The sequence below is a fragment of the Halomonas sp. HMF6819 genome, assembly GCF_044335525.1.
In the GTDB taxonomy this organism is placed as follows: Bacteria; Pseudomonadota; Gammaproteobacteria; order Pseudomonadales; family Halomonadaceae; genus Vreelandella.
Map to the genome: position 1 here is coordinate 824,369 of NZ_JBIQVY010000001.1, position 26,092 is coordinate 850,460.

The following is a 26,092-nucleotide window of genomic DNA, read 5'->3' on the forward strand; positions in this document are numbered from 1 at the left end:
TTATGGCGCAACCCTTACCCGAGCGCCACGCCGCCCAGCGTCACGATCAACACCACCGCCCAAACCGGCAGGCGCCACACGCTCAAGAGCAAAAACCCGGCCAGCGCCAGGGCGAAATCCAGGGGCTTAAACACCGCACTTGTCCACACTGGGTCGAAAAGCGCGAGCCCCAGAATCCCCACGACCGCCGCACTGGCCCCTCGCAGAAGCGCCTGAGCCCATTGGCCGCGGCGAAAACGGTGCCAAAACGGCAGCACCCCCACCAGCAGCAAAAAACCGGGGGCGAAAATCGCCACCAGCGCCAGCGCCGCCCCCACCCAGGCACTCACGCCCGGCCACAGCGCGCCGAGGTACGCGGCAAAGGTAAAAAGCGGCCCCGGAATCGCCTGGGCGGCGCCGTAGCCGGCCATGAACGCTTCGCTCGAGATAATGCCAGACTGAACCGTCTCGGCGCTCAAAAGCGGCAGCACAACGTGGCCACCGCCAAACACCAGCGCCCCGGCGCGATAAAAGCCGTCGACCATATCGAGCCACGCTGCCATTGGCGCCAGCAGCGGCAGCGCTCCCAACAGCAGCGCGAAAAGCACAAGCGCGACGCCACCGGCCCGGCGCGAGACGCCAAAACAGAGCGTATCGAACTCGGCACTACTCGAGTGCTGCCGGCAGAGCCAAAGCCCCGCCGCCGCGCCGAGCACGATGGCGGCGACCTGCCCCGCCGGGCCGCCTGTGAGCGCGGCCACGAACACCGCGCCCAACGCAATCCCCGCGCGGGCTCTATCCGGGCAGAGGCTTTGCGCCATGCCCCACACCGCGTGGGCAACTACCGCTACGGCTACGAGTTTCAGGCTATCAATCACGCGCTCGAAAAGCGGCCCGTCGAGTGCCGCCGCGCCCAGCGCGAACAGCACCAGCAACAGCGCCGAGGGCAGCGTAAACGCCACCCAGGCCGCAAACGCCCCCCACGGGCCGGCGCGCAGGAGCCCGAGCGCAAAGCCCACCTGGCTGCTCGCCGGGCCGGGCAGAAACTGGCAAAGCGCCACTAGCTCCGCGTAGGCCGCCTCGGTCAGCCAGCGTTTTCTCACGACGAATTCGGTATGGAAATACCCCAGATGCGCGACGGGGCCGCCGAAAGACGTGCAACCCAGCCACCAAAACGTTCGAAAGACGTCGAAAACCCGCCCGCGCCGGCTCGCCATTAGAAGGCCCTCTGATGAAACGAAAGCCCCACTCTAGCCGAGCCGTTTGACGCGCACGTGACAAAAAAAGGGCCGCGAACGCGGCCCTGGAGGTTGCCTTGAAAGGGCTTAGTCGTCCTGGTCGGTGACAGCACCAGTGCTGGCTGAGCTAACGTGGCGAGCGTACTTGGCGAGCACGCCGCGGGTGTAGCGCGGCGCGGGCTGCTGCCACTGGCTCTGGCGGCGGGCCATCTCGTCGTCGCTAACGTCGATATCGATGGTGTCCGCGTCGGCATCGATGGTGATGAGATCGCCGTTTTCGACCAGCCCCAGCGGGCCGCCCTCGAAGGCTTCCGGCGCGACGTGGCCGACCACGAAACCGTGGCTGCCGCCGGAGAAGCGCCCGTCGGTGATCAACGCGACGTCATTACCCAGGCCGCGGCCCATGATGGCGGACGTCGGCGTCAACATTTCACGCATGCCCGGGCCACCCTTCGGGCCTTCGTAGCGAATCACGACCACATCGCCGGCGACGACGGTGCCGTCGTTGATGCGCGCCTGGGCTTCCTCTTCCGAGCCGAACACCCGCGCCGGGCCGGAAAAGCGCGTGCCTTCCTTGCCGGTGATCTTGGCCACGGCCCCTTCTGGTGCCAGGTTGCCGTAGAGAATGCGCAGGTGGCTCTGCGCCTTGATCGGCTGGTCGAGCGGCGCGATGATCGACTGATCCATCGGGTAAGGCTCGACGTTAGCCAAATTCTCGGCCAGCGTTTTGCCGGTGACGGTCAGGCAGTCGCCGTGGAGAAGTCCGGCCTCGAGCAGAATCTTCATCAGCGGCTGAATGCCGCCGATGGCGACCAGTTCGCTCATCATGTAGTGGCCGCTGGGGCGCAGATCCGCCACCACCGGCACGCGCTTGCCGATCTCGGTGAAGTCGGAAAGCGTGAGCTCGACACCGATGGTGCGCGCCATGCCGATCAGGTGCAGCACCGCGTTGGTGGAACCACCCAAGGCGATGATCACGGTGATCGCGTTCTCGAAGGCCTGGCGGGTCATGATGTCGGAGGGCTTGATATCAGCTTTCAAAAGCTCGAGCACCGCCTCGCCGGCCGCTTTACAGTCGTCGCGCTTCTCCTGGGAGATGGCGTTCTGCGCGGAGCTTCCCGGCAGGCTCATGCCGAGTGCCTCGATCGCCGAGGCCATGGTGTTGGCGGTGTACATGCCGCCGCAGGAGCCGGGGCCAGGAATCGCGGTCTCTTCGATCTGCTTGAGCTCGATCAGGTCCATGTCGCCGCGCGAGTGCGCGCCCATGGCCTCGAATACCGACACGATATCGGTGTGGCCCTTGCCCGGCATGATGGTGCCGCCGTAGACGAACACGCTGGGGCGGTCGAGCCGCGCCAGGCCCATCACGCAGCCCGGCATGTTCTTGTCACAGCCGCCGATGGCGACCAGCCCGTCAAAGCCCTCGCAGCCGGCCACGGTTTCGATGGAGTCCGCGATCACCTCGCGCGAGACCAGCGAGTACTTCATGCCTTCGGTGCCGTTGGCGATACCGTCACTGATGGTGATGGTGTTGAACACCACGCCCTTGCCGCCAGCGGCGTCCGCGCCTTCGCGGGCAAGCTCGGCCAGCTCGCCGATATGGCTGTTGCAGGGCGTCACCATGCTCCAGGTCGAGGCCACGCCCACCTGAGGCTTTTTGAAATCCTCGTCGTTAAACCCTACCGCGCGCAGCATCGCACGGCTGGCCGCCTTGCCCGGGCCGTCGACGACCGGGGCGGAGTGGCGGCGCGAACCTTGCGCTACTTCGTCTTGCGACGTGCCGGTTTGTGAAGCGTTCTGCGAAGGGCTAGTCGGCTCGGTCATGGCGGGCTCCTTATGTTTTTCGTGTTCTAAAAAACGTCATAGCTTGGCGATGCGCGGGCCTCACTGCAAGATGCACGGAGTAATTATCCGGCAAAATTCCACTCACACGGCGAGTAAAGACAAACGTGTCGAAACTCATTAAGATCATGACCTTCCAACAACGTATTGATTTTCAAACGACACTGCGAGGACGCCATGGAACCGCATGAGAAAAACGAGCTATTGAAAAGCATCGCGGAGCCGCTTTACCGCGGTAAACTCTGGATGCAACTGATCGGCGTCATGCTCATTCTGGGTGGGGTGTTAACGGCGATTACCGTCGTCGGTATTATCGTTGCTTGGATTCCCATCTGGGCAGGTGTGGTGCTCTTTCAGGCGGCCAGTGCCAGCCAGCGCGCCTATCAAAGCGGCGACGAGCGCGAGCTGCGCTTTGCGCTTTCAAAGCTCAAGACCCACTTCACCATCTTCGGCGTACTGGTGCTTTTGTACCTGCTGCTGTTCGTGGGCATGACGTTTTTGGGCCTGATGGGCATCGGCAACGTCACGCTCTCCTACTAAACGTCACGCTCTTCTACTAAATGAGCGTTGGCGTTAGCCGGCCTCGCTGTACCGTTTTCCGGGGGTGTTCATGTCGAGCCTTTCTGCACCGCCGCTAACGCCGGGTTTCATGGTGGTTCACGCCAACCGTTTGGAAGACCTGCGCGCGGTGGCGATCGAGTGGATGCGCCTGCACCCACTTGGCCCGCTGGAAAACGAAACCATTCTGGTGCAGAGCAACGGCATCGGCCAGTGGCTAAAGTTGGCCCTGGCCGAGGACCCGGAAAACGGCGGCGCAGGCATCGCCGCCGCGCTCGACGTCACCCTCCCCGCCCGCTTTCTCTGGCAGGCCTACCGCAACGTGCTTTCTCACGTCAGCCACGATGCCGACGCGGTGCCGGAAACCTCGCCCTTCGACAAGTCACGCCTGGTGTGGCGGCTGTTGCGCCTGCTGCCCACCCTGGTAGCGGACCCGACGTTCGAGCCGCTCGCCCGCTTTCTGGCGCTCGACCGCGACCAGCGCAAGCACTATCAGCTCGCCGAGCGGTTGGCGGATCTGTTCGACCAGTACCAGGTGTACCGGGCGGACTGGCTCGATGCCTGGGCTCAAGGCGACGACGTGCTCATCGGCGCCCGCGGCGAGCATCGCGCGTTGGAAGAGCACCAGCGCTGGCAGCCCGCGCTTTGGCGAAGGCTTAGAGAGGACGTGGCCGCCACCCAGGGGCACAGCGGGCTCGAAAGCAGCCGGGCGAGCGTTCACCAGCGCTTTCTCGAGGCCACCGAACATCTGGAAGGCCAGGCCTGCCCCCTGGACGTGCCCCGGCGGCTGATCATCTTCGGCATTTCGTCGCTGCCGAGCCAAACCCTCGAGGCGCTGGCCGCGCTTTCGCGCTGCTGTCAGATCGTGCTCTGCGTGCATAACCCCTGCCAGTACTACTGGGCGGATATCATCGAGCACAAGGATCTGCTGCGCGCCAGCCGCTACCGCCAGCGGCGCAAGGAAGGCATGCCGGAGGCGCTCGACGTGCTCGGCACCGGCGACGCCGAAGGCGCGCTGCATCTGCACGCCCAGCCGCTACTCGCCGCCTGGGGCAAACAGGGCCGTGACTACCTGCGTCTGATCGACGAGCACGACGACACCGGCGATTATCAGAGCCTTTTCGAGCAGCGCGCGCTGCGTATCGACATGTTCGAGCCCTTCTCGCTGGAAGGCGGCGGCACGCTCTTGAGCCAGCTTCAGGACGATATCCGCGAGCTGCGCCCGGTGTCTGAGACCCGCGAGCACTGGCCAGCCCCAGACGCTGCCGACGACTCGATCGTCTTTCACATCGCCCACGGCCCCCAGCGCGAGGTCGAGATTCTGCACGACCAGCTGCTGGCTGCGTTCAGCCGTGATCCGAACCTGCGCCCGCGGGATATCATCGTCATGGTGCCGGACATCGACCGCTACGCGCCGCATATCGAGGCGGTGTTCGGCCAGCTCAGTCAGGACGACCCGCGCTCCATTCCGCACACGCTGTCGGACCAGGCCAGCCGCCACCGGCTGCCGCTGATGATCGCGCTGGAGAAACTGCTGCGCTTGCCGGAGCTTCGGCTTTCCACCAGCGAAGTGCTGGACCTGCTCGACGTGCCGGCGCTGCGCCAGCGCTTTGGGCTCGAGGAGCGCGACCTGCCTACGCTGGAGCGCTGGATGGAAGGCGCGGGCATTCGCTGGGGGTTGAACGCCCGCGCCAGAGCGCATCTGGAGCTGCCCGGCGGGCTCGCTCAGAACACCTGGGCCTTTGGCCTGCGACGGCTTTTGCTGGGCTACAGCGTGGGCGAGGCCGGCGCTTGGCAGGGCATCGAGCCATTTGACGATATCGGCGGGCTGGAGGCGCGCCTGGCCGGGCCCCTGGCCACACTTCTGGAAAAGCTCGAAGCCACCTGGGAGCGCTTTTGCGAGCCGGCGGACGCTACCACTTGGGTGGCGCGACTGCGCGCGCTGCTGGAAACCTTCTTTCTCACCGACGACCCGGCGGAAAGCGTCATGCTGGCAAAGCTCGAAAACGGCCTGCAGCAGATGCTCGAGAGCACCCAGGAAGCCGCGCTCGATGATGCGCTTCCGCTCTCGATGGTGCGCGAACACTGGCTGTCGCAGATCGACGAGCACAGCCTTTCCCAGCGTTTTCTGGCCGGCGCGGTCAACTTCGCAACGCTCATGCCGATGCGCGCCATTCCCTTCAAGCGGGTGTGCCTGCTGGGGATGAACGACGGCGAGTATCCGCGCTCCCAGCCGCCGCTGGATTTCGACCTGATGGGCGGCGACTACCGCCCCGGCGACCGCTCGCGGCGCGAGGACGACCGCTATCTGTTTCTTGAAGCGCTGCTTTCCGCACGCGACCAGCTCTATGTGAGCTGGGTGGGCAAAAGCCAGATCGACAACGCCCCGCTTCCACCGTCGGTGCTGGTCGGCCAGCTGCGCGAGCATGTGGAAGCCGGCTGGCAGCGCAACGGCAATGACCTTTTAGCGCGGCTGACCACCGAGCACCCGCTTCAGCCCTTCAGCCGGCGCTACTTCGGCGGTGATGACACGCTGTTCACCTACGCCCACGAGTGGCGCGAGGTGCACACCGCGCAGAGCGCCCGTCACACGCCACCGCTTCCCGCGCCCGCCGAGAGCGAGCCGGCCACGCTCAACCTCGCCCAGCTGGGCAGCTTTTTGCGCGAGCCGGTGAAGAGCTTTTTCAATACGCGCTTGGGCGTCTACTTCGAGCAGGAAGCGATTGCCGAACTCGACGCCGAACCCTTTGCGCTGGACGGCCTGCAGAACTGGCAGCTTCAGGACCGGCTGATCGCCGCCCAGCGCCGCGCGGTCGATAGCATCGAGCCGCGCATCGAGGCGCTCAACGAGCAGCTGTCGCGTTTTCAGGGCCAGGGCGTGCTTGCGATCGGCGCCTTTGGCGAGCGCATGCGCGCCTCTCTCGCCGAGCCGATGGAGGCACTTTTCGAGCAGTACGAGCAGATGCTGGCCGCCTGGCCGCATCAGGAGAGCGCCGCCCAACGGATGTGGCTCGCCTTTGAGCAAGGCCCAAGGCTCGAGGACTGGCTGGGCGAAGTGCGTTTGAACGAGGCCGGCGAGCGCTGCCGGGTGCTGCTTTTAAGCTCGAGCCTGGTGAAGCAGAGCAAGTACCAGTGGCACCACCTGCTGCGCCACTGGGTCGCGCACCTGGCGGGCAATCTGGACGCCCCCATGACCACCGCGCTGATCTCGAAAGCCGGTAGCGTCACGTTCGAGCCGGTAGCGCGCGACGTTGCGAAGGCGCACCTGGCCACCCAGCTCGACGCCTGGCGCCAGGGCCAGCAAGGGCCGCTGCCGCTGGCGACTCAAGCCGGGTTCGAGTGGCTGGGCAAACTCGGCACGGTAGAGAGCGACCGGGACAGCCCCGCGTACGCCGCCGCCGAAAGCGCCTATGAGGGTGGGCGCTACCTCAGAGGTGATCTTTCTCAAAGTGCTTATCTCGCCCACCAGTGGCCAAGCTTCGAGCAGCTTTACAGCGCCCGCACCGCAAAGGGTGAAGGGTTTGCTGAGCTGGTCGAGCATCTCTACGCTCCACTGTTCAAGGCGGTCAAGGGTGACAGGAGAACTGGCGAAAGAAGTGGCAAGAAAGATGAGAAGAGCAGCGACAAAAAAGGCGGGCGTTAAAAGCCCGCCGCGTGGCGTTTCAAAGCGCGAGCCGCTTTCGGCTCGATCAGGGGCAGGTTTCCGGCGTGGCGTGGCTTAGCGACAGAATGCGTTTGGCCAGGGCGATCATGTCCGGGTCGCCGGTGTGCTTGTCCGGCACGTCCGAAAGCTTGATGACCGGCAGCCACCCTTGCCCTTCCGGGCGCGCCTTGACCATCTTGATCACCATGTTCATCGGCTCGACGCCGACATCGTTGGTGAAGTTGGTGCCGATGCCGAAGGCGGTGCCAATGCGCCCTTGGCAGAACGCCTGAATACGCTCGACCCTCTCCGGCGTCAGCGCATCGGAAAAGATGATCGTTTTGGTTTGCGGGTTCACGCCCAGGCGCTTGTAGTGCTCGATGGTCGCCTTGGCGAACTCCACCGGGTCGCCGCTATCGTGGCGCACGCCGTCGAAGAGTTTGGCGAACTTCTTGTCGAAGCTTTCGAAAAACGCTTTCGAGGTGAAGGTGTCGGTCAGCGCGATGCCGAGATCGCCGCGGTAGACGTCCACCCAGTGCTCGAGCGCCAGGCTGTTGGCCATTTTGAAGCCAAAGCGCGCGCCGTGGAACATGAACCACTCGTGGGCGTGGGTGCCGATCGGCTTCACCCCGTGGCGCATCGCCAGCAGCACGTTGCTGGTACCGGTGAAGGTGTCGCCGCCGTAGTGGCGAAGCGCGCCCACGACCCGGTCGTGCACCGCAAACGAAAAGCGCCGCCGGGTGCCGAACTCGGCGATCTTGAGGCCCAGATCGCGGTAGTGTTCGATCTTCTCCCGGGTGCGCTCTTCGATCAGCTCCGCGGTGTTGTCCGGAGCGTGCTCCTCGCGCAGCACGTACCAGAGCTCGCTGATCAGCGCCATCAGCGGCACTTCCCACAGGATGGTGCGATACCAGGGGCCTTCGATGACCACCGATACCTCGCTGCCCTGCTGCTCGACGATCACCTCCGTCGGGTCGTAGCGAAACCCGGCGAGAAAATCGAGATAGGTGGGATCGAGATACGGGCAGGTGGTTTCCAGATAACGCTTCTCGTCCTCGGTAAGCGCAAGCGAGGCCATCTTGTCCACTTCCCGGCGAAGTGCCGCGCCGAACCCGTCAGGGAAGCGATGCTCGCCCCGGTTGATGAACGCGTAGTGCGCGTGGGCGTAGGGAAAGCGCTTGATCACGGCGTTTTGCATCGTGATCTTGTAAAAATCGTTATCGAGAAGCGATGTCAGCATGGGGTCTCATCGTCAGCATGAACCAGGTGCCCCCGCGGCATTTCAGGACCGGACTGGCGGGGCTGGCCGACAAGATTAGCAGGTGACGGGCCTGACTCACAGCCCGGGCAAGCGCTGCCCGCCTTTTGATCCCCTCAAACCATCGCGATATAGTGCCAAACCTGCGCCTCCGGGCGCCTTTTCCCGCCGCGCCCGGAGACCTCATGAGCCAACCCGCCCCGCTCGACCCACTGCGCCTGCCGCTACACGGCAGCCGCTTGATCGAGGCCAGCGCCGGCACCGGCAAGACCTTCACCATCGCGCTTTTATACGTGCGCCTGGTGCTGGGCGGGCACGCCACCGACGACGACACCGCCTACCAGCGCCCGCTCACGCCGCCGGAAATTCTGGTGGTCACGTTCACCAACGCCGCCACCCAGGAGCTTCGCGAACGTATTCGCGCACGGCTGGTAGAAGCCGCGGCAGTGTTTCGCGGCGCCCAGGACGACGACCTGCTGTGTGAGCTTCGCGCCCAGTACGATGAAGGCGCTTGGCCCGCCTGTGCCCGGCGGCTGGAGTTGGCCGCCGAGTGGATGGACGAAGCGGCGGTATCGACCATTCACAGCTGGTGCTACCGGATGCTGCGCGAGCACGCCTTCGACAGCGGCAGCCTCTTCTCGCTGAACCTGGAAAACGACCAGCGCGAGCTCGAGCAGGAGGTGGTGCGCGACTACTGGCGCACCTTCTACTACCCGCTGGACATCGAGGCCCTGGGCCACATCACCCGCTACTGGGCATCGCCGAAGGCGCTGCATGAAACGCTTACACGGCTTTTAGCGGAGTGCGAGGCGCTGGGCGAGCCGCGCCCGGCCCCCGAAGTGACCCTGGCCGCGGTGGAGGCGCAAAAGCGCGAGGCGTTGGCGGCGCTAAAAGCCCCCTGGCCTGAATGGCTCGACGAGCTGGTGCCGGCCCTGGAAGAAGCAGCGAAGGCCAAGGCGTTCAAGGGCCAGAGCTTCAACGCCAAAAGCCGCGCCAACTGGCTGGGGGCGCTCAAGGAGTGGGCCCAAAGAGATCTGGAGCGCCCGGCGCTGACCGATGCCGCCTGGAAACGCCTGACGCCGGAAGGCATGGCGGAGATCTGGAAAGAGGGCGAGCCGCCCTGCAGGGAGGCCTGGCAGGCGCTTGGGGCGCTCAAGCCCGCCCTCGATACATTACCCGAGCCCCACAGCGATCTTCTGATTCACGCCGTGCAGTGGTGCAAGGTGCGCCTTGAGCGCGAACAGCAGCGCCGCGCCGAAATGGGCCCCACCGAGCTGTTGACTCACCTGGACCGGGCGCTTCAAGGCCCCAACCGTGAGGCGCTGGCCGCCCAGATCCGCCGCCAGTTTCCGGTGGCGCTGATCGACGAGTTCCAGGACACCGACCCGGTGCAGTACCGTATTTTCGACGCGGTCTACCGGGTAGCGACCCCAGGCCGCGACAGCGCGATTCTGCTGATCGGCGACCCCAAGCAGGCGATCTACGCCTTTCGCGGCGCGGATATCTTCACCTATCTGCAGGCCCGCCAGGACACCGACGGCCGCCACGTGACGCTGTCGACCAACTTTCGCTCGACTCGCGCCATGGTAGAGGCGGTCAACCACTGTTTCCGCTACGCCGACGCGCACCCGCGCGGCGCGTTTTTATTTCGCGACGCGCACGGCGACAACCCGCTGCCGTTTCTGCCGGTGGACGCCCGGGGCCGCAAGGAGCAGCTGGTGCACGAAGGCGCCCCGCTTGCCGCGATGACGCTCTGGCCGCTTGCAAGCGACGAGCCGCTGTCCAAAACCGCCTACCAGACCGAGATGGCCGAACGCTGCGCCTCCCACATGGCCGCGCTGTTGGAGGCGGGCCGCCGCGGCCAAAGCGGCTTTGAAAGCGAGCAGGGCCTGACGCCGCTGAAGCCTTCCGACATGGCGGTGCTGGTCAACGGCCTGGCGGAGGCGCGCGCGATCCGCCTGGCGCTTGCGAGCCGCGGGGTGAAAAGCGTGTACCTGTCGGACCACGACAAGGTGTTTGCCTCCCCCATGGCCGCCCAGGTGGAGCGGTGGCTGCGCGCCTGCGCCGAGCCGCTGGCAAGCTCGCGCCAGGCCGAGGCGCACCTGAGAGCCGCACTCGCAACGCCCGCGCTGGGGCTATCACTTTCCGAGCTCGACCACCTGCAGCAAAACGAGCTGGCTTGGGAAGCCCGCGTGGTGCAGTTCGGCCACTACCACCGCCTGTGGCAGCGCCAAGGGGTGCTACCGCTGGTGCGCCGCCTGATGGCAGACTTCGAGATCCCCGCCCGGCTATTGAGCGAGTTCGAAGACGGTGAGCGCTTACTCACCGATCTGCTGCACTTGGGCGAGCTGTTGCAGCAGGCAAGCCAAGAGCTCGACGGCGAGCACGCATTGATCCGCTTTTTGATGGAGGCTATTGCCGACCCGGACAGCCAGAACGACAGCCACAAGCTGCGCCTGGAAAGCGACGCGGACTTGGTCAAGGTGGTCACCATCCACAAGTCCAAGGGCCTCGAGTACCCGCTGGCGTTTCTGCCCTTTATTCAAAACCACCGCCCGGTGAAGGCGGACGACCTACCGCTTCGCTGGCACGATGCTGATGGCCAACTGCGGCTCAGCCTGAACGCCGACGAGGACGTGTTGGCCATTGCCGAGCGCGAACGCCTGGGCGAGGATTTGCGCAAGCTGTATGTGGCGCTGACCCGCGCCCGCCACGCGACCTGGTTGGGCCTGGCACCGCTGAAGGAGGGCGAGGCGAGCGCGGTGGGGTATCTATTGAACGCGGGCCAGCCCATCGCCCCCGCCGCGCTCGTCACGGCGCTGGAGGCGCTGGCGAAAGGCAGCGATATTCACGTGGCCGAGCCGCCGGCGCCCACCGCGCTGCGGCTGGCCCCGGCGCTTGATAGCGAGATGCTGGGCCACGCCCGCGTGCCAACGCGGGCCGCCCGCGAGCACTGGTGGATCGCCAGCTATTCGGCGCTGCGCCTTTCCGGCACGCTCACCGCGCCTTCGAACGCGCCGCTGGAGCCCACCACCGCCCAGGAAGCCACCGCGTTCGAGGTGCTCGACGAGCCCCAGGACCTGGCCGAGCCCCAGGCCTTTCATCTGCATAAGTTCCCCCGCGGGCCGGGACCGGGCACCTTTCTGCACGGCCTTCTGGAGTGGGCGGGCCGCACCGGCTTCTCTACGGCGCTGGAAAATAGCGAGGCCTTCGAGGACATGCTTTGGCGCCGGGTGCAGCTTCGCGGCTGGCAGGTGTGGCAAGCGCCGCTTTCCGGCTGGCTAAAGGCGCTGTTAGCCACGCCCCTGCCGCTTGGCGGGGCGCAAAGCGTGGCGCTGACCGAGCTTAGTGATTACCAGGTGGAGCTGGAGTTCTGGCTGGCCGCGAAAGCGGTGGACACCCGCCGGATCGACGCGCTGGTGAGCCGCCACCTTTTGCCCGGCCACGCCCGCCCGGCGCTGGACCGCGACACGCTCAACGGCATGCTCAAGGGCTTCATCGACCTGGCCTTCGAGCACGACAGCCGTTTTTACGTGCTGGATTGGAAATCCAACTACCTGGGCCCGACGGACGCCGCCTACGAGCAGGAGGCGCTTCGCCAGGCGCTGCTGGAAAAACGCTACGATCTGCAGGCCGCGCTCTACCTGCTCGCCCTGCACCGACTGTTAAAAGCGCGCCTGAGCGACTACGACCCGCACCGCCACCTGGGCGGCTCGCTCACCGTATTCTTGCGCGGCAGTTTGAGCCAGGGCCGCGGCGTTTACGCCGAGCCCGCGCCCATCGCGCTGATCGAAGCGCTGGACGCCCTGTTCACCGGCGCCCCCCTGGAGGCCACCGCATGAGCCGCAAGGACACGCAAACCTTCGATCTTTTCGATGCGCCCCAAGCGGGCGAGCCCGCCCCGTGCGAGCCCAGCGCCGATGCCGCCCCCACCGCCCCGCACGCCGCCCTTGTTGAGCCCCAGGCGCTGCTCGATCTGCTCGAGCGCTGGGTGGCGCGGGGCTGGCTGCGCGATCTGGACCGGGCGCTGGCGCGCTTTCTGCTGACCGAAGCGCCAGACGCCCCGGCGCTTTTGCTGCTGGCGGCAGCGCTTGCCAGCCACCAGCTCGGCCGTGGGCACGTGTGCCTGGAGCTGGCCGCCACCCTGGAAGCGCCGGATTTCGCCCTGTCGCTGCCGCCGGAAGGCGACGACCTGATCGAGCCGCCGATACTGCCAAGTGCGCTGCTCGACACCTTGACGCTTACCCAGTGGCAGGCCGCGCTCGATCACCCGCTGCTGGTAAGCATTGGCCCCGGCAACACCCCGCTGGTCGTCAGCGACACGCGCGTGTATTTGCGCCGCTACTGGCAGTACGAGCAAACCCTGCACGCGGAAATCGCCACCCGCCTCACCGCAAACGAAGATGTATTTGAGCTGGCTAATACGGGTAGGAGCCCAGTTCACTGGGCGATGGATGACGCCAGTCATCCCGATCACGCCACAGTAACCAACCTTCTGCCCCGGGCCCTAAACACCCTCTTCACCAATACCCAAACCCTGGACTGGCAAAAAACCGCCTGTGCGCTGGCCGCTCGCCGCCGCTTCGCCGTGATCACCGGTGGCCCCGGTACCGGCAAGACCACCACCGTGGTGCGCCTGCTCGCGCTGCTGCAAACCCTGCGGCTTTCACACGCCCCGACAAAGCCGCTACGTATTCGCCTGGCCGCGCCCACCGGCAAGGCCGCCGCGCGGCTCAACGAATCCATCGCCGGCCAGGTCAGCGGCTTGCCCACCGCTGCGCTCGAGGCGCTGCTGGAAGAGCAGGTTGCAGGCGCGCTTGAAGGCGCTATTCCTGTCGAGGTCACCACCCTTCACCGGCTATTGGGCGCGCGCCCCGACACCCGCCACTTCCGCCACGGCCCGCACAACCCGCTGGCGCTGGACGTGCTGGTGATCGACGAAGCCTCGATGGTGGATATCGAAATGATGACCGCCGTGCTCAGCGCCCTGCCCTCGAACGCGCAGCTGGTACTGCTGGGCGACAAGGACCAGCTCGCCTCGGTGGAAGCCGGCGCGGTGCTGGGCGAGCTGTGCCGCCGCGCCGAGGCCGCCCACTACACCCCGGCGACCGCCGCCTGGCTTGAAACCGCTACCGGCCAGCCGATACCGCCTGAGTACATCGACGAACACGGTCAGCCGCTGGACCAGGCAATCACCATGCTGCGGGTCAGCCACCGCTTCAATGAGCAAAGCGGCATCGGCCAGCTGGCCCAGGCGATCAACCAGCCCGGCCACGCCATGAGCGAGCGTGACAAACAGCAGGCGGTGAACCAGCTAATGCGCCAAGGCTACCCGGATTTACAGCACCGCGTGCTGGGCGGCACGAGCGGCCAAGGGGACGCGACGCTGGACGCGCTGGTGATCGACGGGAGCCCCGCCGGCTTTGCGCAAAACGGCGAAGGCCGCACCGACCACAAGGGCGCCCCCGTGGCCCCGCCCACCGGCTACCGCCACTATTTGAACGTGCTGAACACCCAGCGCCCCGAAGGCGCCTCTTTCGAGGCCAACCCGCACGCGTTCGATACCTGGGCCGGCCAGGTGCTGGCCGCCTACGGCCGCTTTCAGCTTTTATGCGCGCTGCGCAAGGGCCCCTGGGGCGTGGAGGGCTTGAACCCACGCATCGCCCACACCCTGCGCCGCGAAGGCTGGCTGAGGGCCAACGACGTGACGCTGGAAAAAGGCTGGTACGAGGGCCGCCCGGTGCTGGTCACCCAGAACGACTACGCGCTAAAACTAATGAACGGCGACATCGGCATTACGCTGGCTGTGCCGGACCCGCGCGCGCCCGGCCAGTCGCTGTTACGCGTTGCCTTTCCGACGAGCGACCCGGCACACCCCATCCGCTGGGTGCTGCCTTCGCGCCTGCATTCGGTGGAAACCGTGTACGCGATGACCGTACACAAATCCCAGGGCTCCGAGTTCGTGCACACCGCCCTACTGCTGCCCGCCACGATCAACCCGATTTTGACGCGCGAACTCGTCTATACCGGCATCACCCGTGCGCGCGAGTGGCTGACCGTGGTGGAAGCCAAGCGCGGCATTTTGAACGAGGCGGTGGTGCGGGAAGTCATGCGGGCTTGATCCGATCAGGGAGTCAGGTTAAAACCCCACGACCGAATACCAGCAAGACAACGTTCGGCCAGTAAAAAAACCGCGTCGATGGAGGCGGTATAACACTTAATAACGCAAGGGATTTGCCAATGAAATATCAAAAACGAATGGGCCACATGGGGCGACAGGCCTTTTCCATGTTATCTCGGCTCGGCCGCCACGAACTCGCCCTGCTGCTCTGTTTGGCGGTCATTTCCGGCGGCATTTGGGGCTTCGTCGCGCTGGCCGGTGAAGTCATCGAGGGCGACACCCAGAGCTTCGACGAGCGCTTGCTGCTCGCCCTGCGCAACCCCGCCGACCTGAACGACCCGATCGGCCCTGGCTGGGTCGAGGAAATGGGCCGGGACTTCACCGCCCTCGGTGGCGTGGGCGTGCTGGTAATGCTCACGCTGGGAGCGCTGGGGTATCTGCTACTGGCCAGGCACTTTCGCGCCGCCCTGTTTGCGCTGGTGGCGGTGCCCGGCGGCATCCTGCTCAGCACCGTGATGAAGATGGGTTTTGATCGCCCCCGGCCGGATCTAGTGCCCCACGAAGCCATGGTCTACACCGCGAGCTTTCCCAGCGGCCACTCCATGATGTCCGCCGTGACTTATCTCACTCTCGCCGCACTACTAATCCGCATCCAGCCCGCGCTGCGCCTAAAAGCGTACCTGCTAATACTGGCGATACTGCTGACCCTGCTCGTAGGCGCAAGCCGCGTCTATTTAGGTGTTCACTGGCCGACCGACGTGCTCGCCGGCTGGACCGCCGGCGCGAGCTGGGCCGCGATCTGCTGGGGCGTGATGCACTGGATGCAGGGGCGTGGGCAGATTGAGGCGGCGGAGAGTGAGTCGAACAAGGAGTAGCTGGCAACCTGATTATGACCCAATATCTGGTGTTTGTTCGCATTGCCTGTGCCCGCGAATGGTTCAGATATTAAGAAGCCAAACGCGGGTTTTGTATAAGATTTTAGTATGGTGGATCTTAAAAGATCAGACAAGCTTGGTTATTAAAAGCATATAATAAGGAATAAAATATTATTTAAATAACATAAGACTAGCTATGCGATATTTGAATAATTTTTTCAATTTTACGATCAATTCTATTATTTGTTAGAAATGCATATACACTATCTTCATAGTTTGGAGATAGAATGTAATATGTTTCATCAGACTTTTTAGACTTAATTAAAACTATATCCTCTTTAACTAATTTAAATAAGAATGATTTATTTATTTGCTTTATCTTGTTTGACATTTTTATATAGGAAATCTTGTTGTCTGTGAATTTACCACGATGGTAAAAACTTCTGAGGAACTCTCTTAACTCTTTTTCAAATAACTCTTGATTTTTTACTGATTTTTCTTGAGCATTTTCAATAACTGCACTTAAATCACCCAGTCGACAACTAGAAAATATATTAGCGCTAATTTCCTCAGGAATAACTTCATTAAAAATTGAATCAAAATAACAATTTTTAAAGTGAGCATTATCAAATCTAGAGCTTGTGAAATTCTTATATCCTACGAACTTAGAGTCCACTATATTTAACCCTGTAAAGTCTATAGCTTTTTCATTTCCGTAAATGGCAAGATTTACTATTTCATTCTTACCACCCATTAATTCAACTAACTTTTCGGAAAAACTTGCTTTTGATATTGCTGGACCGGATATATCTGAAATAATCTTAATCAAACATGATATAGCTCTAAATTTTGTATCATTTTTATGATGAACCTCATCTAGTTCAATAGTTTTTTTAATCTCTGAAATTATAACTTTTGCTAAAGATAAAAAAACCTCGCCCTTATCTTTAAAGTATTTAACAACTTCATCAATTATAATATTTTCGCTATAAACAGTTTTTGATAGTAATTTAAAAAAATCAGAACTAATGTCCTTTCTATTTATTGAGTGAATTATACGAATTGACTTAAAATAATCAGAAATAAAATCATATTTAAAACGACAAATATTATTTTCGTCAATTGAAAGAAGTGGATTTCTAAGCAATTTCAATGATAGAGCTGAGGTATCTCCTGTAGAGAATATTGAAACAGTATCTATAAAGTCTTCCTTAGTAAAACTATCTTTATGTGCACTAGATATTTCTAAAAAAATATCTAAAACATCTTCAACAGGTATGTCTATTTGTTGTCTTTCATGCTCTCTACGAAGAATAGCATAAACTAAGTAATCAATAATTCCCGTGTTACTTTCATATTTCTTACCATGAAAAGATAATTTCATTTCAAAATTATTATCTTCAAAAGAATCTTCAACTAAGGTTGCAAGCAAATCTACTACAAATGGCAATACTCTATTTTTCTCATCAGCAGAAATCAAAGGCTCAATATTAGCAATTACTTTCTTTCGCATTGCATCTGCGGATTCGTATGTACGAAAACGTCTTTCCAAATATTTATTACAAGCTTCAGAATCAAATCCAAGAAGATTATACTTTGTCAAACCTTCGTAATTTTCAATACTCTGGGTATCAAAAACATCATTTCTAGATGTTATTAAAACTCTACATGATGCTAATTCATTATTAAGCTTGTCAATAGAGCTTAAAAATCTATCGAAGTTAAAACCTTCCGGGAAGAGTGAAATAATCTCATCCATGCCATCAATAACTAATATTAACCTACCTGTAAGAAGCGCAGCTTCAAATGTAGTACGGTCATATGTAAGAGCATCCTCTCTCAAAACTTTAGAATAAACTTCATAAAGATCGTATACAGATTCTATTCTTACAGAATCATATATATCTGTATTAGACTTTGCTCTTAATGCTTCTGATTGAATAAAAACTGACACAGCGCTTTCAGGGTTTTGATAGTGACTAGCAATATATTGGCAGAGAGTGGTCTTACCAGTCCCTCCAGGAGCAATAATTATATTAGCAGACACTTGCTCTTCTTTATCAAACTTCCTTTTTATAAATTCAAATGCTGGCCCAAGATCAGAATAACTCCCATCATTTGAAACAAGAGGTTGATCAATAAAAAATTTAGTTTTATATATATCAGAATTTATTTTTGCTTCATCATCAATACAAAACTCCCAAATATATTCAGAAAAAGACAGTTCATTCAAAGAAATATCAATATTATTCTCTTTAAACAATTTTGTAAGATACCCTTTTTCGCTCCCTGTAGACTTCAAAACAGTTAGTCGATCAATTTTAATATTGTGCTCAGAAATCAAAAAACAAAGTCTTTCGATAGTGGGTTTTATAACAATATTATCAAAGAGAAAGAGGTAATAATCCGTAGCTGGTGATTTAGTTTCCCAAAGTTCAAATTTAATTCGATTTTTTCCTGAGAAATCTCTCGTATCCTCTCTTTTAAAAACTAATTTCTTTTTTTTATGATTCATTCTTAAAAAGTCTTCAACACGTGTAAAGTTTTTCGACATGGAGTTGCTGATTAAAGACTTTGTTTTCGAAGGCCTTTTAGCTTTATAAGTCCCTTTTACATGTCGTAAAAGATAAGAAATAGATTTTTCGAACATTTCATCTTTTCGAAAATCAACATAAAATTTTTCTTTTAAATAATTTGGTGTAGTGGAGCCTTCTCTAAGAATAGATACGATATTACTACTATTACCATCTAATGCTTCTTACCAATGTCTAGCTACTGACATTTTGGTTTCTATTCCAACACCACCAGATCTGTTATTGGATTTTTCTACATAGTTGCTAGTTACAATTACTAGCATAATATCGTTTTCATAAACCCCTCTTTCCATAAAAAAATTCTTATCATCAGAAATATCTAAGTCATATTGATCCAAGATAACATGTATTTCAAAATACTCATCTAAACTATCGGCTAATTTCTTAACCCATTCTTTATGTTCATCTGAATCCCAGCTTTAAGTAATAAATATTTTTTTACTTTCCATTTTTCTTCTCACAGTTTTAAGTAAATTTTTAGCTCATAAAGTGGTTTTTTAATCTTTCAAACCAAGCCGTTGTGGTAACAGCGCATTTATTCCGACGTTTCCAGTCGTTACTAAAACCACATCTTAATGCAAATTAAACAAAAAAACACGTGATGATACCGGTAAAGCTGCTGGCTTACCTCAACGTCTACCAATTTTGCGCAAGATCGTAGGAATACTGGCTATCGTACTTTCAAAACTACAGCCTAAAACCGTACAAGAAAATAGCAAATCGATGAGACGGTTTTCCAATTCTGACAGCTTTCACAGTGAACAAAACCTGAGATCAAAAACGTTCACCTAATCCATCTAAACAACATCAAAGTTTTGGTGCCGACAGGGCTATGATGATAGATGCACGACCATCGTTCTTATCTGGCGTAGCCTAACGAATGGCGTAGAGCAAAACGCTCGCGGCCTAGCCAAGCCTTCCAATGCCAAATGCACGGGCTAGTTGGCGTTCAAAAAATTATAGTGTCGATGGCTTTTTCCGGGTTGCGGGCGTTTAGATCACCACTTTGATGCTCGGCACCTCACAGGTCAAGCGGTAGCGCTCCTAGTTCACCCTGCTCAGACTGGCACGAGGCTTGATTTAACTTAAAGGGCATGGAGTCTTATAACGATAGATTCATATTGCACGATGTGAACCAGTCTCACACAAGGAGATGATCCGTTCAGACCGAGTTAAATGTTTACTCACTTACCTGCTTACCCAACGAAACAAGATCCTTTGCTACACAATTCCGAGCCTCCTCGGCCTCTAAATTATTTTGCTGCTCGGAGCGGTACTCCTCAGGCCGGGCAATTAACGTGGTTTTCATACAAAGCGCCTTGGCGGTGCGCAGGTCGGCGTTATGTGCGGCGCTTAGCATCACCTCTGCAGGCGGTAAATTCAGTAAGCGGCATGTGCCCAGACAAACCTCTGCGTTCGGCTTGTAGTACTCGAAAAGCGCAGCACAGAAGAACATGTCCCATGGCAGATCAATGTGGAGGGCCACATCTATCACCAGCGAGGCGTTGCCCTCGGTCAAAGTGCTCGTGATGTAGTCTCCCTTGAGTTGCGTGAGGCCACACTGCACGCCCGGCCACGGTTCTAGCCGGTGCCAGAAGAGGTTGATGTGGTCGATGGTGACTTCATCCGATGTAATATCGTGTTGATCTAGAAGCTGGTTCAGACTTTCATGGTGCATTTCATAGAGAATTGTCCAAGGGATCTCACCCTTGCGGACTCGGTCCATTGAAGTTGCGTAGCTCTCCCGCTACTGATAGCTCAGTTCTTCTTTAGGGAATTCGATGCCTAACTCTTGCACCAATTCGCTGAACTACTGAATCAAGCTGGAGCGCCAGTTGGCCACAGTGGCAAATACGTCAAACAGAATCACTCTAATTTATTCCCCCCTTTACCCGATGGTTCATTCGAGCCTTGTTAGCAGGGCGGGTAATCAGGCTCATCAACTACAAAAGTGAGTTTTTTACAATTCAATATTGTCTTAGCGCTTTACATCGTCTTTTCGATTATCTCATCTTCGTGGTTTTATGGTCGCGAGTCTAAACTCCCTTCCATGATGCATAGTGTCTTATCAGGTTAAATCGCTTACTGGATGCTGCTATAGAAGTCCACCCTGTAAGCCTTACACTAGCTCGGCTACCTTCGCGTCATTGAATATATTAGCCCCATCTATATTATGTTCTGGTTTCAGCGAGTCACGATGACTCGAGCCGTTTTACTGCCGGTGCGTTGAGTACGCTGTGCCAACCGCTTTAACCCACCGTCAAAACCACTCCAAAGGAAACCGCACAATGAAGCCCATCGTTATAGTGGCGGGCCTGCTGGCTTGCACTGCCTCTGCCGCTTTTGCGCAGGATCGTATGGATAGTGGTTTGACCTATTTTCGGGACTACTGCCTGAAGCCCGGAGGGAATCTGGAAAAGTCGATAAACCGGCTGTCCAGCTCTGACATTTTCGGCGATAAACTCAGCATGGGGTCGGACCTCACCTATGTCAGCTACACCGGCCCAGACGGCATCAATGCCTCGGTGATGATCGGCGACTCGATGACGGACGATAGATGCACCATCATCATGACCGGTATGGACGAGCCAATGGCGCAGAGCGAAGCGCTGGCGGCCACCCTGGCGCAGGCCGCCGGTGCCGAGTTCACGCAGTGGGAGGCGTTCGAGGATTTTGGCAACGGCGGCTTTGGCTACAGTGATGTCCAAGGGGATGTGGTCGTCGCGCCAGTGACCACCGGTATTACGGGCGACTATGTGCACCTGAGCTTCTACCCACAATGATTCCAATCTCGCAAGCGCCTCTAACCGTGCTACTCGTCATCTGGCAGATAATCGCGGCAATTGGCGTCGTTGTTCTTGCACTGGCGCACAAGGATGGAGCAAAACGTCCGTTCTTCCGACGCCATAGGATTGTTTATGGCCTGATCTGGCTGATCGTCACGCCCGTGGCGGGCACCTATTTGCTGCTGACGCTGGCAGGATGGGCGGCAATACTATGGATTTGGATTCAGCGATAACGTCGGCTGAGCCTCTGATGACGCTTTCACGACCTGCCTCGGGCGCTTTACCGAAGCAGATCCCTATCAATAAGGCTCGCTCGAAGCTTGTGACCTTGCATAGGTTTTTGGGCGTGGCAGCGGTACTTAGCTTGCCGCGTTGATGCTGGGCATTTCACCCACCAAGCGATAATGCTCGTTGTTCACCAGCTCGACGAAGCGCTTGCCGTTTTTCACGTGGCGAATGTTGATCTCGCTGTCCTTGGTGTAGCGGTGGCCAATGGTGATTGCGTAGGAGTTGAACGCCCAGCTTACAAAGCCCTTGAAGAACAGTGCGGTATCCAGGTCGCGCCACTTCACGCCACGGCTGCCCTTCTGCCAGGGAAACACGCCCTCGTCGATCCACACGCCGGCCTCATCCACGAAAAGCCGTACGCTTCTTACGTAAATGACGTTGTAGATAAAGCTCACGATGGCCGCCACCAGCGCCACGTAGCTAAGCCAGGGCTGATTCGCAAAACCGGTAATGAGAAGCCCGATGGCCCCCACCACCAGCGCCATCAAGAAAGGCCTGAAATAGGCCAGCCACGAGAGTTTATAAACGTTCGAGCGATCGATGGTGTCCTGCATGTTCGTTCCTGGTTGCTTTAGCGTTGACTGTATTATTTTACCTGAATACAAACGGCGCAGTCGCGTTGAGCTGCATAACGCTAAAGAGCGCGGCGAACGCGCCGCGGCGAGCGGCGCGTTGGCTCACTCAGGATGACACAGGCGCTCGAGCTCCTCGGTAAAGCCCGGGTAGGTAAGATGGGCGTTGTCGATGACTTCGAACACGCTCTGTTCGCGGGAGTGCGCGTGCTGGTGGGCGAAGGCCTGAAAGGCGGCATTGGGCGTGGCGTTCACGTGGGGGTAATCCAGCGCCTCGCGCGGGCCAAGCCCGCCGGCCAGCAGCCACAGAAAGTCGTCAAGATCCCGGGCGATCACGCCGTTTTCGCCTTCCGAGCCTAAAAACACGATCGGCTGCTGCTCGATGGGCGTTTGCGGCAGTACCATCCAGAACGCCGCGTAGCCGCCGCTTCCGTCCTGACCGAATACCCGAAACTGTGCGCCTGTGGCGTGCGGGTTGCCGGTCCAGGCCTGTAGCCACTCTGTGGTTTCCTCGGCGGTCAAGAATCGCGTGTAGAGTTCAAAATCAAAACCTTCGTCGATATCGAAACTCAGCTGATCGAGCATGGCCAGCCGTTCCGGTAACTCGGTATCCCAGTTGTCGATGCTCATGGTGTGCTCCGTTCGGTGGGTTATTTTTTGAGCCTGCGGTGGTGCGTGAGTTCATCGAACTCGATCAACGCCAGCGCCTCAACAACAGCGCCATTACCGCGCCTTCCACCACGCCAGTAGCTTAGGCTCCAGCTCGCCCTTCTCCGGCAGCTGCCCGCTTCTGGCGAAGTTTGCCCAGAGCGTGCGCAGGCGCTGGCCGCAGGCGTGAAGCTCGTCCTCCGCCACGCCCTTGACGATATCCGCATCACGCCAGCTGTGCGGCTCGCCCAACAGCAGCGGAAGTTCCAGCGTGTGGGCGGCGCCATAGGGGGCGCGGCCCTTGTTCCAGTCGAACCGGTAAATGAAAGCGCGGCCACCGGCTTTGGCGTGGCGGCGGGCAAAGGCGTGGGCGTCATACCGGTAGACCTTGCGCGTGGTGGCAGCGACCATGGCGCCGGTGAGCGGCGCGCCCAGAAGCGGCATGTGGCGCAGGCGCGTCAGCCCCGGCGACATGACCAGAAACAGCGCGGTTTCTTCACAGGTGGTACCGATGAACACATCGATATTCGCCGCCGCACGCTGCCAGGCGGCGGGCGCCTGCTTCTCCTGGGGCAGCGGGTAGTGGCCGTACTGGGTCGAAAACGGCATAGCGGATTTAAGCCCAAAGCCCTGAGCGGTCTTGACGACCTTCGTTTGCAGGGCAAGCACCTCGCCCAGCGGCATGTCGTCGGTGGCTGCGCCGGCCTGCTCGAACATCCTGGCGTTCATTTTCGCCCGCCCCCGGCTGATGCCGAGCGGCGCACTCTGAATGATGGCGCGCTGGAAAAGGCCTTCGGCGCCTTCGGCAATCATCAGGTGCGCCGCCGCGTCGCCCCCGGCGGAGTGGCCGAACAGCGTCACGTTGTCGGGGTCGCCGCCAAAGGCTTCGATGTTGGTGTTAATCCATCGAAGCGCCGAGATCAGATCGAGCAGCCCCAGGTTCGCCGGGCGCCCTTCCCCGCCGAGAAACCCCAACAGCCCCAGCCGGTAGTTCACTCCCACCACGATCACATCGTTTTCAAGCGCCAGCGGGCGGGTGTCGAAGACCGGCAGATCCGCCGTGCCGAACACGTAGGAGCCGCCGTGGATCCACACCATGACCGGGCGCGGCGTGCTGGCGGGGCTTTCCGGCAGCGTCACGGACAGGTGTAGCGCCTCTTCACTAACGACGAACTCGCCGGCACTTACGCCCAGGGCGTGGTTGAGCTCCGGCACGATATTCTGCGGCGCGGCGGGCGACCATTCGGTGGCGTGAATGGGCTCGTTTGAAGGCGGCTCGTCTACCGGCGGGCAGAAGCGCTCAACGCGTGCGTAGCGGATGCCGGTGGCGCGAATCGCGCCGCGGTCAGTCCAGCCGATGATCTCGCCGGCGGGGGCGGTAAAGCGTGGGGCGTCTTGCAGGGTATCGGTCGTCGGCATGGGCATCCTGTTAATCAATGTCTTCGTTGACCAGCGGCCAGCCGCCCATGTCCATCGGCGGATCAAAAGTGCCGTGCCAGCCCACCAGCACGCGCTCGAATGCGTCGACGAAGTAGCGCTGCCCGGCGTCGATGGCGACGACGCTGTCACCATAGCCGACCAGCAGGCCTTGTTCGGCGCGCCGCGTTTGGCACGGGTGCCAGTGGCCGCTGGCGGGGTGAATGTCCGGATCAGTTGGGGCTTTCCAGTGGCCGCCCGCTTTGGGTGCGGCCTGGGCCAGCCACTCGCCAAGCGCCGTGTGGCCGCGCCGGGTTGCGATCGCGTCGGGCGTTTCGCCCTCGTGGGTGCGCGCCTCGAGACACGCGCCGAGGCGAAGCAGTTCGCGGCTGGCGTCTTCTCGGCCGAAATAAGCGGCCTGATGCAGAAATCCCCAGTTCGATCCCGCCTTTCGATAACGGCTACAGCGCCGGGCCAGCACTGGAAACGCCTGCCACTGGTCGAGCACGCGCGGCCATTCGCCCTGTTTGGCTTGGCGGTAGAGCGTGTCGATCAGCGGCGTGAGTTCGTTCATGGGCGCGTCCAGTGATGGTCATCGACCGGGAATGAAAGCGTTATCTTAGCGTGGCTGCGCCAGGCTGACAAAACGGCGGGCGCGGGCGCATTCTTTATTGGACGCCTTGGTCGATCACTACCTAGACTCAAGGCTTCTGCCTTTTGAGTGCCCTGCCCATGCGCGTTTTCTCCAATCCGGTCGGTGCCGGCTCCTTGTGGTTCGACAACCTGACCACGGCGGACGGCGTGCCGGTCGCCTACGACCCGCAGGCCCGCGCGTTCATCCCCATGCCGCCGTTTTGCGCCAATCGCGAGGTGATCGGCTGCAACTGGATTGCGCCGCAAAAAGGCCAGCTTTGCCGCGCCTGCGCGATGACCGCCGTGGCGCCGGACCCGAGCATTCCCAACGCCACCGCCAATTGGGCACAAACCGAAGCCGCCAAGCGCTGGGTGATCGACAACCTGGGCCGTTGGAACTGGTTTCGCCCGGAAGACCCGGGCGCGCCGCCGGTGTTCCACCTGCTGGCGGAGGGCAAAAAGCCGGTCATGATGGGCCATGTGGATGGCGTGGTGACGATCAGCATCGCCGAGGCCGACCCGGTGCTGGTCACCACCCGGCGCGAGGCGCTGGACGAACCTTACCGCACCATGATCGGCCACATGCGCCACGAGATCGCCCACATGCTGTGGTGGCGGTTGAGCCTGCGTGAAGACTTTCTCAAAGCGTTTCGCGACATGTTCGGCGACGAGCGCGCCGACTACGGCGAGGCGCTCCAGCACCACTACAACGAAGGCCCGCCGGAGAACTGGCGCAAGGAGTTCGTCTCGACCTACGCCTCGGCCCACCCTCATGAAGATTGGGCGGAAACCGTCTCGCACATTCTGCACCTGACCGACATCACCGACAGCTTCGTCTCCTCGGGCATGGATTCACCGGAGCTGCCCCGCGACCACAAGTGGGACGCCTACGCCGAGCCGGACGCCGAGCGGCTGATCCATATCGCCACCGCCCTGATCGCCGGTGTAAACCACGTCAACCGCGCGATGGGGCTGTCGGATGTCTACCCCTTCATGCTGACCGAAGTCACGCTCGAGAAACTCGCGTTCGTGCACGGCTGGCTGCGCCGGGGGGCGCAGGGGCTCTAACGTTTTTATCGTCATGCGCCGCTCTATTGCGGCGCATGGCTCAAGCTTTTTTAAACGACAACTTGTCTGAGCGGCTCCCTTTACCCGCCTTCGCTTTATTCTGCCCATGCGTCCTGGTTGTTTGGCGTGTTTGAGCAATACGCATTAGGCGTTGGAACGTGGGGCACTCCATATGGCTGGGGGCTGTGCAATTCGCCACGTGCCGTAAGCCATCGCGAAGCGCGATCATTTCCTTGATGTGGCGATCCAACTGGTCGGCTCTGGCACTGACCTTCTCACGATCGATTTCTGGCCGGCGTTCGTCGCCCAGCATGTCTCGTATCTCAGTCAGCGAGAACCCGGCCGTCTGCGCCAGAGCGATCAGCGATAAACGTGTGATCACCCGCGTTTCGAATACTCGGCGTAGTCCTTTGCGGCCCACGGATTGAATAAGCCCCACTTCTTCGTAGTAGCGAAGTTTCGAGGCAGGAACACCGCTTTGTTGAGAGAGTTCGGAAATATCGAGCACGGCCTTGACCTAAAGTCGACTTGAAGTAATAGGCTACTGATCTTCAGTAGATGCTTCAAGGAAAT

The 26,092-nt window shown here is 59.2% G+C and carries 18 protein-coding genes and 1 pseudogene; 8 read left to right on the forward strand and 11 right to left on the reverse strand.

The window, feature by feature from the left end; genetic code table 11:
• Nucleotides 1-14: 14 nt before the first annotated feature.
• Together chrA and ilvD are read right to left on the reverse strand one after the other, a co-directional pair.
• Nucleotides 15-1,196: a chromate efflux transporter gene (gene chrA, locus ACGLWX_RS03750; RefSeq protein ID WP_396237428.1), complete on the reverse strand. Its 1,182-nt coding sequence runs from the start codon at nt 1,194-1,196 to the stop codon at nt 15-17.
• 108 nt (nt 1,197-1,304) lie between these two features.
• Entirely contained in the window at nt 1,305-3,041 is a 1,737-nt protein-coding gene (gene ilvD / locus ACGLWX_RS03755; RefSeq protein WP_396237430.1) for a dihydroxy-acid dehydratase, read from the reverse strand.
• 195 nt (nt 3,042-3,236) lie between these two features.
• On the opposite strand from ilvD, the gene ACGLWX_RS03760 reads away from it, so the two are divergent.
• A complete protein-coding gene (locus tag ACGLWX_RS03760; protein ID WP_252107201.1) occupies nt 3,237-3,599 on the forward strand; it encodes a DUF5362 family protein in 363 nt (120 codons plus the stop codon).
• A 70-nt stretch (nt 3,600-3,669) separates the two neighbouring features.
• Nucleotides 3,670-7,260, forward strand: a complete 3,591-nt coding sequence (recC, locus tag ACGLWX_RS03765) for an exodeoxyribonuclease V subunit gamma (protein ID WP_396237432.1) — start codon at nt 3,670-3,672, stop codon at nt 7,258-7,260.
• A 46-nt stretch (nt 7,261-7,306) separates the two neighbouring features.
• Here the strand turns inward: recC and pncB are convergent, their stop codons facing one another.
• Nucleotides 7,307-8,500, reverse strand: coding sequence for a nicotinate phosphoribosyltransferase (gene pncB, locus ACGLWX_RS03770; RefSeq protein ID WP_396237434.1), 1,194 nt, complete (start codon nt 8,498-8,500; stop codon nt 7,307-7,309).
• Nucleotides 8,501-8,703: 203 nt separating this feature from the next.
• On the opposite strand from pncB, the gene recB reads away from it, so the two are divergent.
• From recB to ACGLWX_RS03785, 3 genes are all read left to right on the forward strand, one after another.
• Nucleotides 8,704-12,360 (forward strand): exodeoxyribonuclease V subunit beta, encoded by a 3,657-nt coding sequence (gene recB, locus ACGLWX_RS03775; protein WP_396237436.1) that lies wholly within the window; start codon nt 8,704-8,706, stop codon nt 12,358-12,360.
• The gene (recD, locus tag ACGLWX_RS03780) at nt 12,357-14,639 is read left to right on the forward strand and encodes an exodeoxyribonuclease V subunit alpha (RefSeq protein WP_396237438.1); all 2,283 of its coding nucleotides are present in this window, start codon (nt 12,357-12,359) and stop codon (nt 14,637-14,639) included. The genes recB and recD overlap by 4 nt, the downstream gene beginning before the upstream one ends.
• A 167-nt stretch (nt 14,640-14,806) precedes the next feature.
• Entirely contained in the window at nt 14,807-15,514 is a 708-nt protein-coding gene (locus ACGLWX_RS03785; RefSeq protein WP_396237440.1) for a phosphatase PAP2 family protein, read from the forward strand.
• 190 nt (nt 15,515-15,704) lie between these two features.
• Here the strand turns inward: ACGLWX_RS03785 and ACGLWX_RS03790 are convergent, their stop codons facing one another.
• The 3 genes and pseudogenes from ACGLWX_RS03790 to ACGLWX_RS03800 form a co-directional block, all read right to left on the reverse strand.
• Nucleotides 15,705-18,164, reverse strand: a complete 2,460-nt coding sequence (locus ACGLWX_RS03790) for an NACHT domain-containing protein (protein WP_396237442.1) — start codon at nt 18,162-18,164, stop codon at nt 15,705-15,707.
• 108 nt (nt 18,165-18,272) lie between these two features.
• Nucleotides 18,273-18,515 (reverse strand): annotated as a pseudogene (locus ACGLWX_RS03795) (toll/interleukin-1 receptor domain-containing protein); the annotation flags it as partial.
• 773 nt (nt 18,516-19,288) lie between these two features.
• Nucleotides 19,289-19,834: a haloacid dehalogenase type II gene (locus tag ACGLWX_RS03800; protein ID WP_396237444.1), complete on the reverse strand. Its 546-nt coding sequence runs from the start codon at nt 19,832-19,834 to the stop codon at nt 19,289-19,291.
• Between the two features lie 562 nt (nt 19,835-20,396).
• Here ACGLWX_RS03800 and ACGLWX_RS03805 point away from each other — a divergent pair.
• Nucleotides 20,397-20,891 (forward strand): hypothetical protein, encoded by a 495-nt coding sequence (locus ACGLWX_RS03805; protein WP_396237446.1) that lies wholly within the window; start codon nt 20,397-20,399, stop codon nt 20,889-20,891.
• A 26-nt stretch (nt 20,892-20,917) separates the two neighbouring features.
• Complete coding sequence (locus ACGLWX_RS03810; RefSeq protein ID WP_396237448.1) at nt 20,918-21,127, forward strand: hypothetical protein; 210 nt, start codon at nt 20,918-20,920, stop codon at nt 21,125-21,127.
• A gap of 126 nt (nt 21,128-21,253) precedes the next feature.
• Here the strand turns inward: ACGLWX_RS03810 and ACGLWX_RS03815 are convergent, their stop codons facing one another.
• From ACGLWX_RS03815 to ACGLWX_RS03830, 4 genes are all read right to left on the reverse strand, one after another.
• Entirely contained in the window at nt 21,254-21,736 is a 483-nt protein-coding gene (locus tag ACGLWX_RS03815) for a hypothetical protein (RefSeq protein WP_396237450.1), read from the reverse strand.
• A 123-nt stretch (nt 21,737-21,859) separates the two neighbouring features.
• Entirely contained in the window at nt 21,860-22,384 is a 525-nt protein-coding gene (locus ACGLWX_RS03820) for a hypothetical protein (RefSeq protein WP_396237452.1), read from the reverse strand.
• Between the two features lie 93 nt (nt 22,385-22,477).
• Nucleotides 22,478-23,821, reverse strand: coding sequence for a carboxylesterase family protein (locus ACGLWX_RS03825; RefSeq protein ID WP_396237454.1), 1,344 nt, complete (start codon nt 23,819-23,821; stop codon nt 22,478-22,480).
• A 10-nt stretch (nt 23,822-23,831) separates the two neighbouring features.
• Nucleotides 23,832-24,392, reverse strand: a complete 561-nt coding sequence (locus tag ACGLWX_RS03830; RefSeq protein ID WP_396237456.1) for a hypothetical protein — start codon at nt 24,390-24,392, stop codon at nt 23,832-23,834.
• A gap of 158 nt (nt 24,393-24,550) precedes the next feature.
• Here ACGLWX_RS03830 and ACGLWX_RS03835 point away from each other — a divergent pair, with 158 nt between their 5' ends.
• Complete coding sequence (locus tag ACGLWX_RS03835) at nt 24,551-25,519, forward strand: putative zinc-binding metallopeptidase (protein WP_396238172.1); 969 nt, start codon at nt 24,551-24,553, stop codon at nt 25,517-25,519.
• Nucleotides 25,520-25,559: 40 nt separating this feature from the next.
• On the opposite strand, the gene ACGLWX_RS03840 is transcribed toward ACGLWX_RS03835, so the two are convergent.
• Nucleotides 25,560-26,027: a helix-turn-helix domain-containing protein gene (locus ACGLWX_RS03840; protein WP_396237458.1), complete on the reverse strand. Its 468-nt coding sequence runs from the start codon at nt 26,025-26,027 to the stop codon at nt 25,560-25,562.
• Nucleotides 26,028-26,092: the final 65 nt, after the last annotated feature.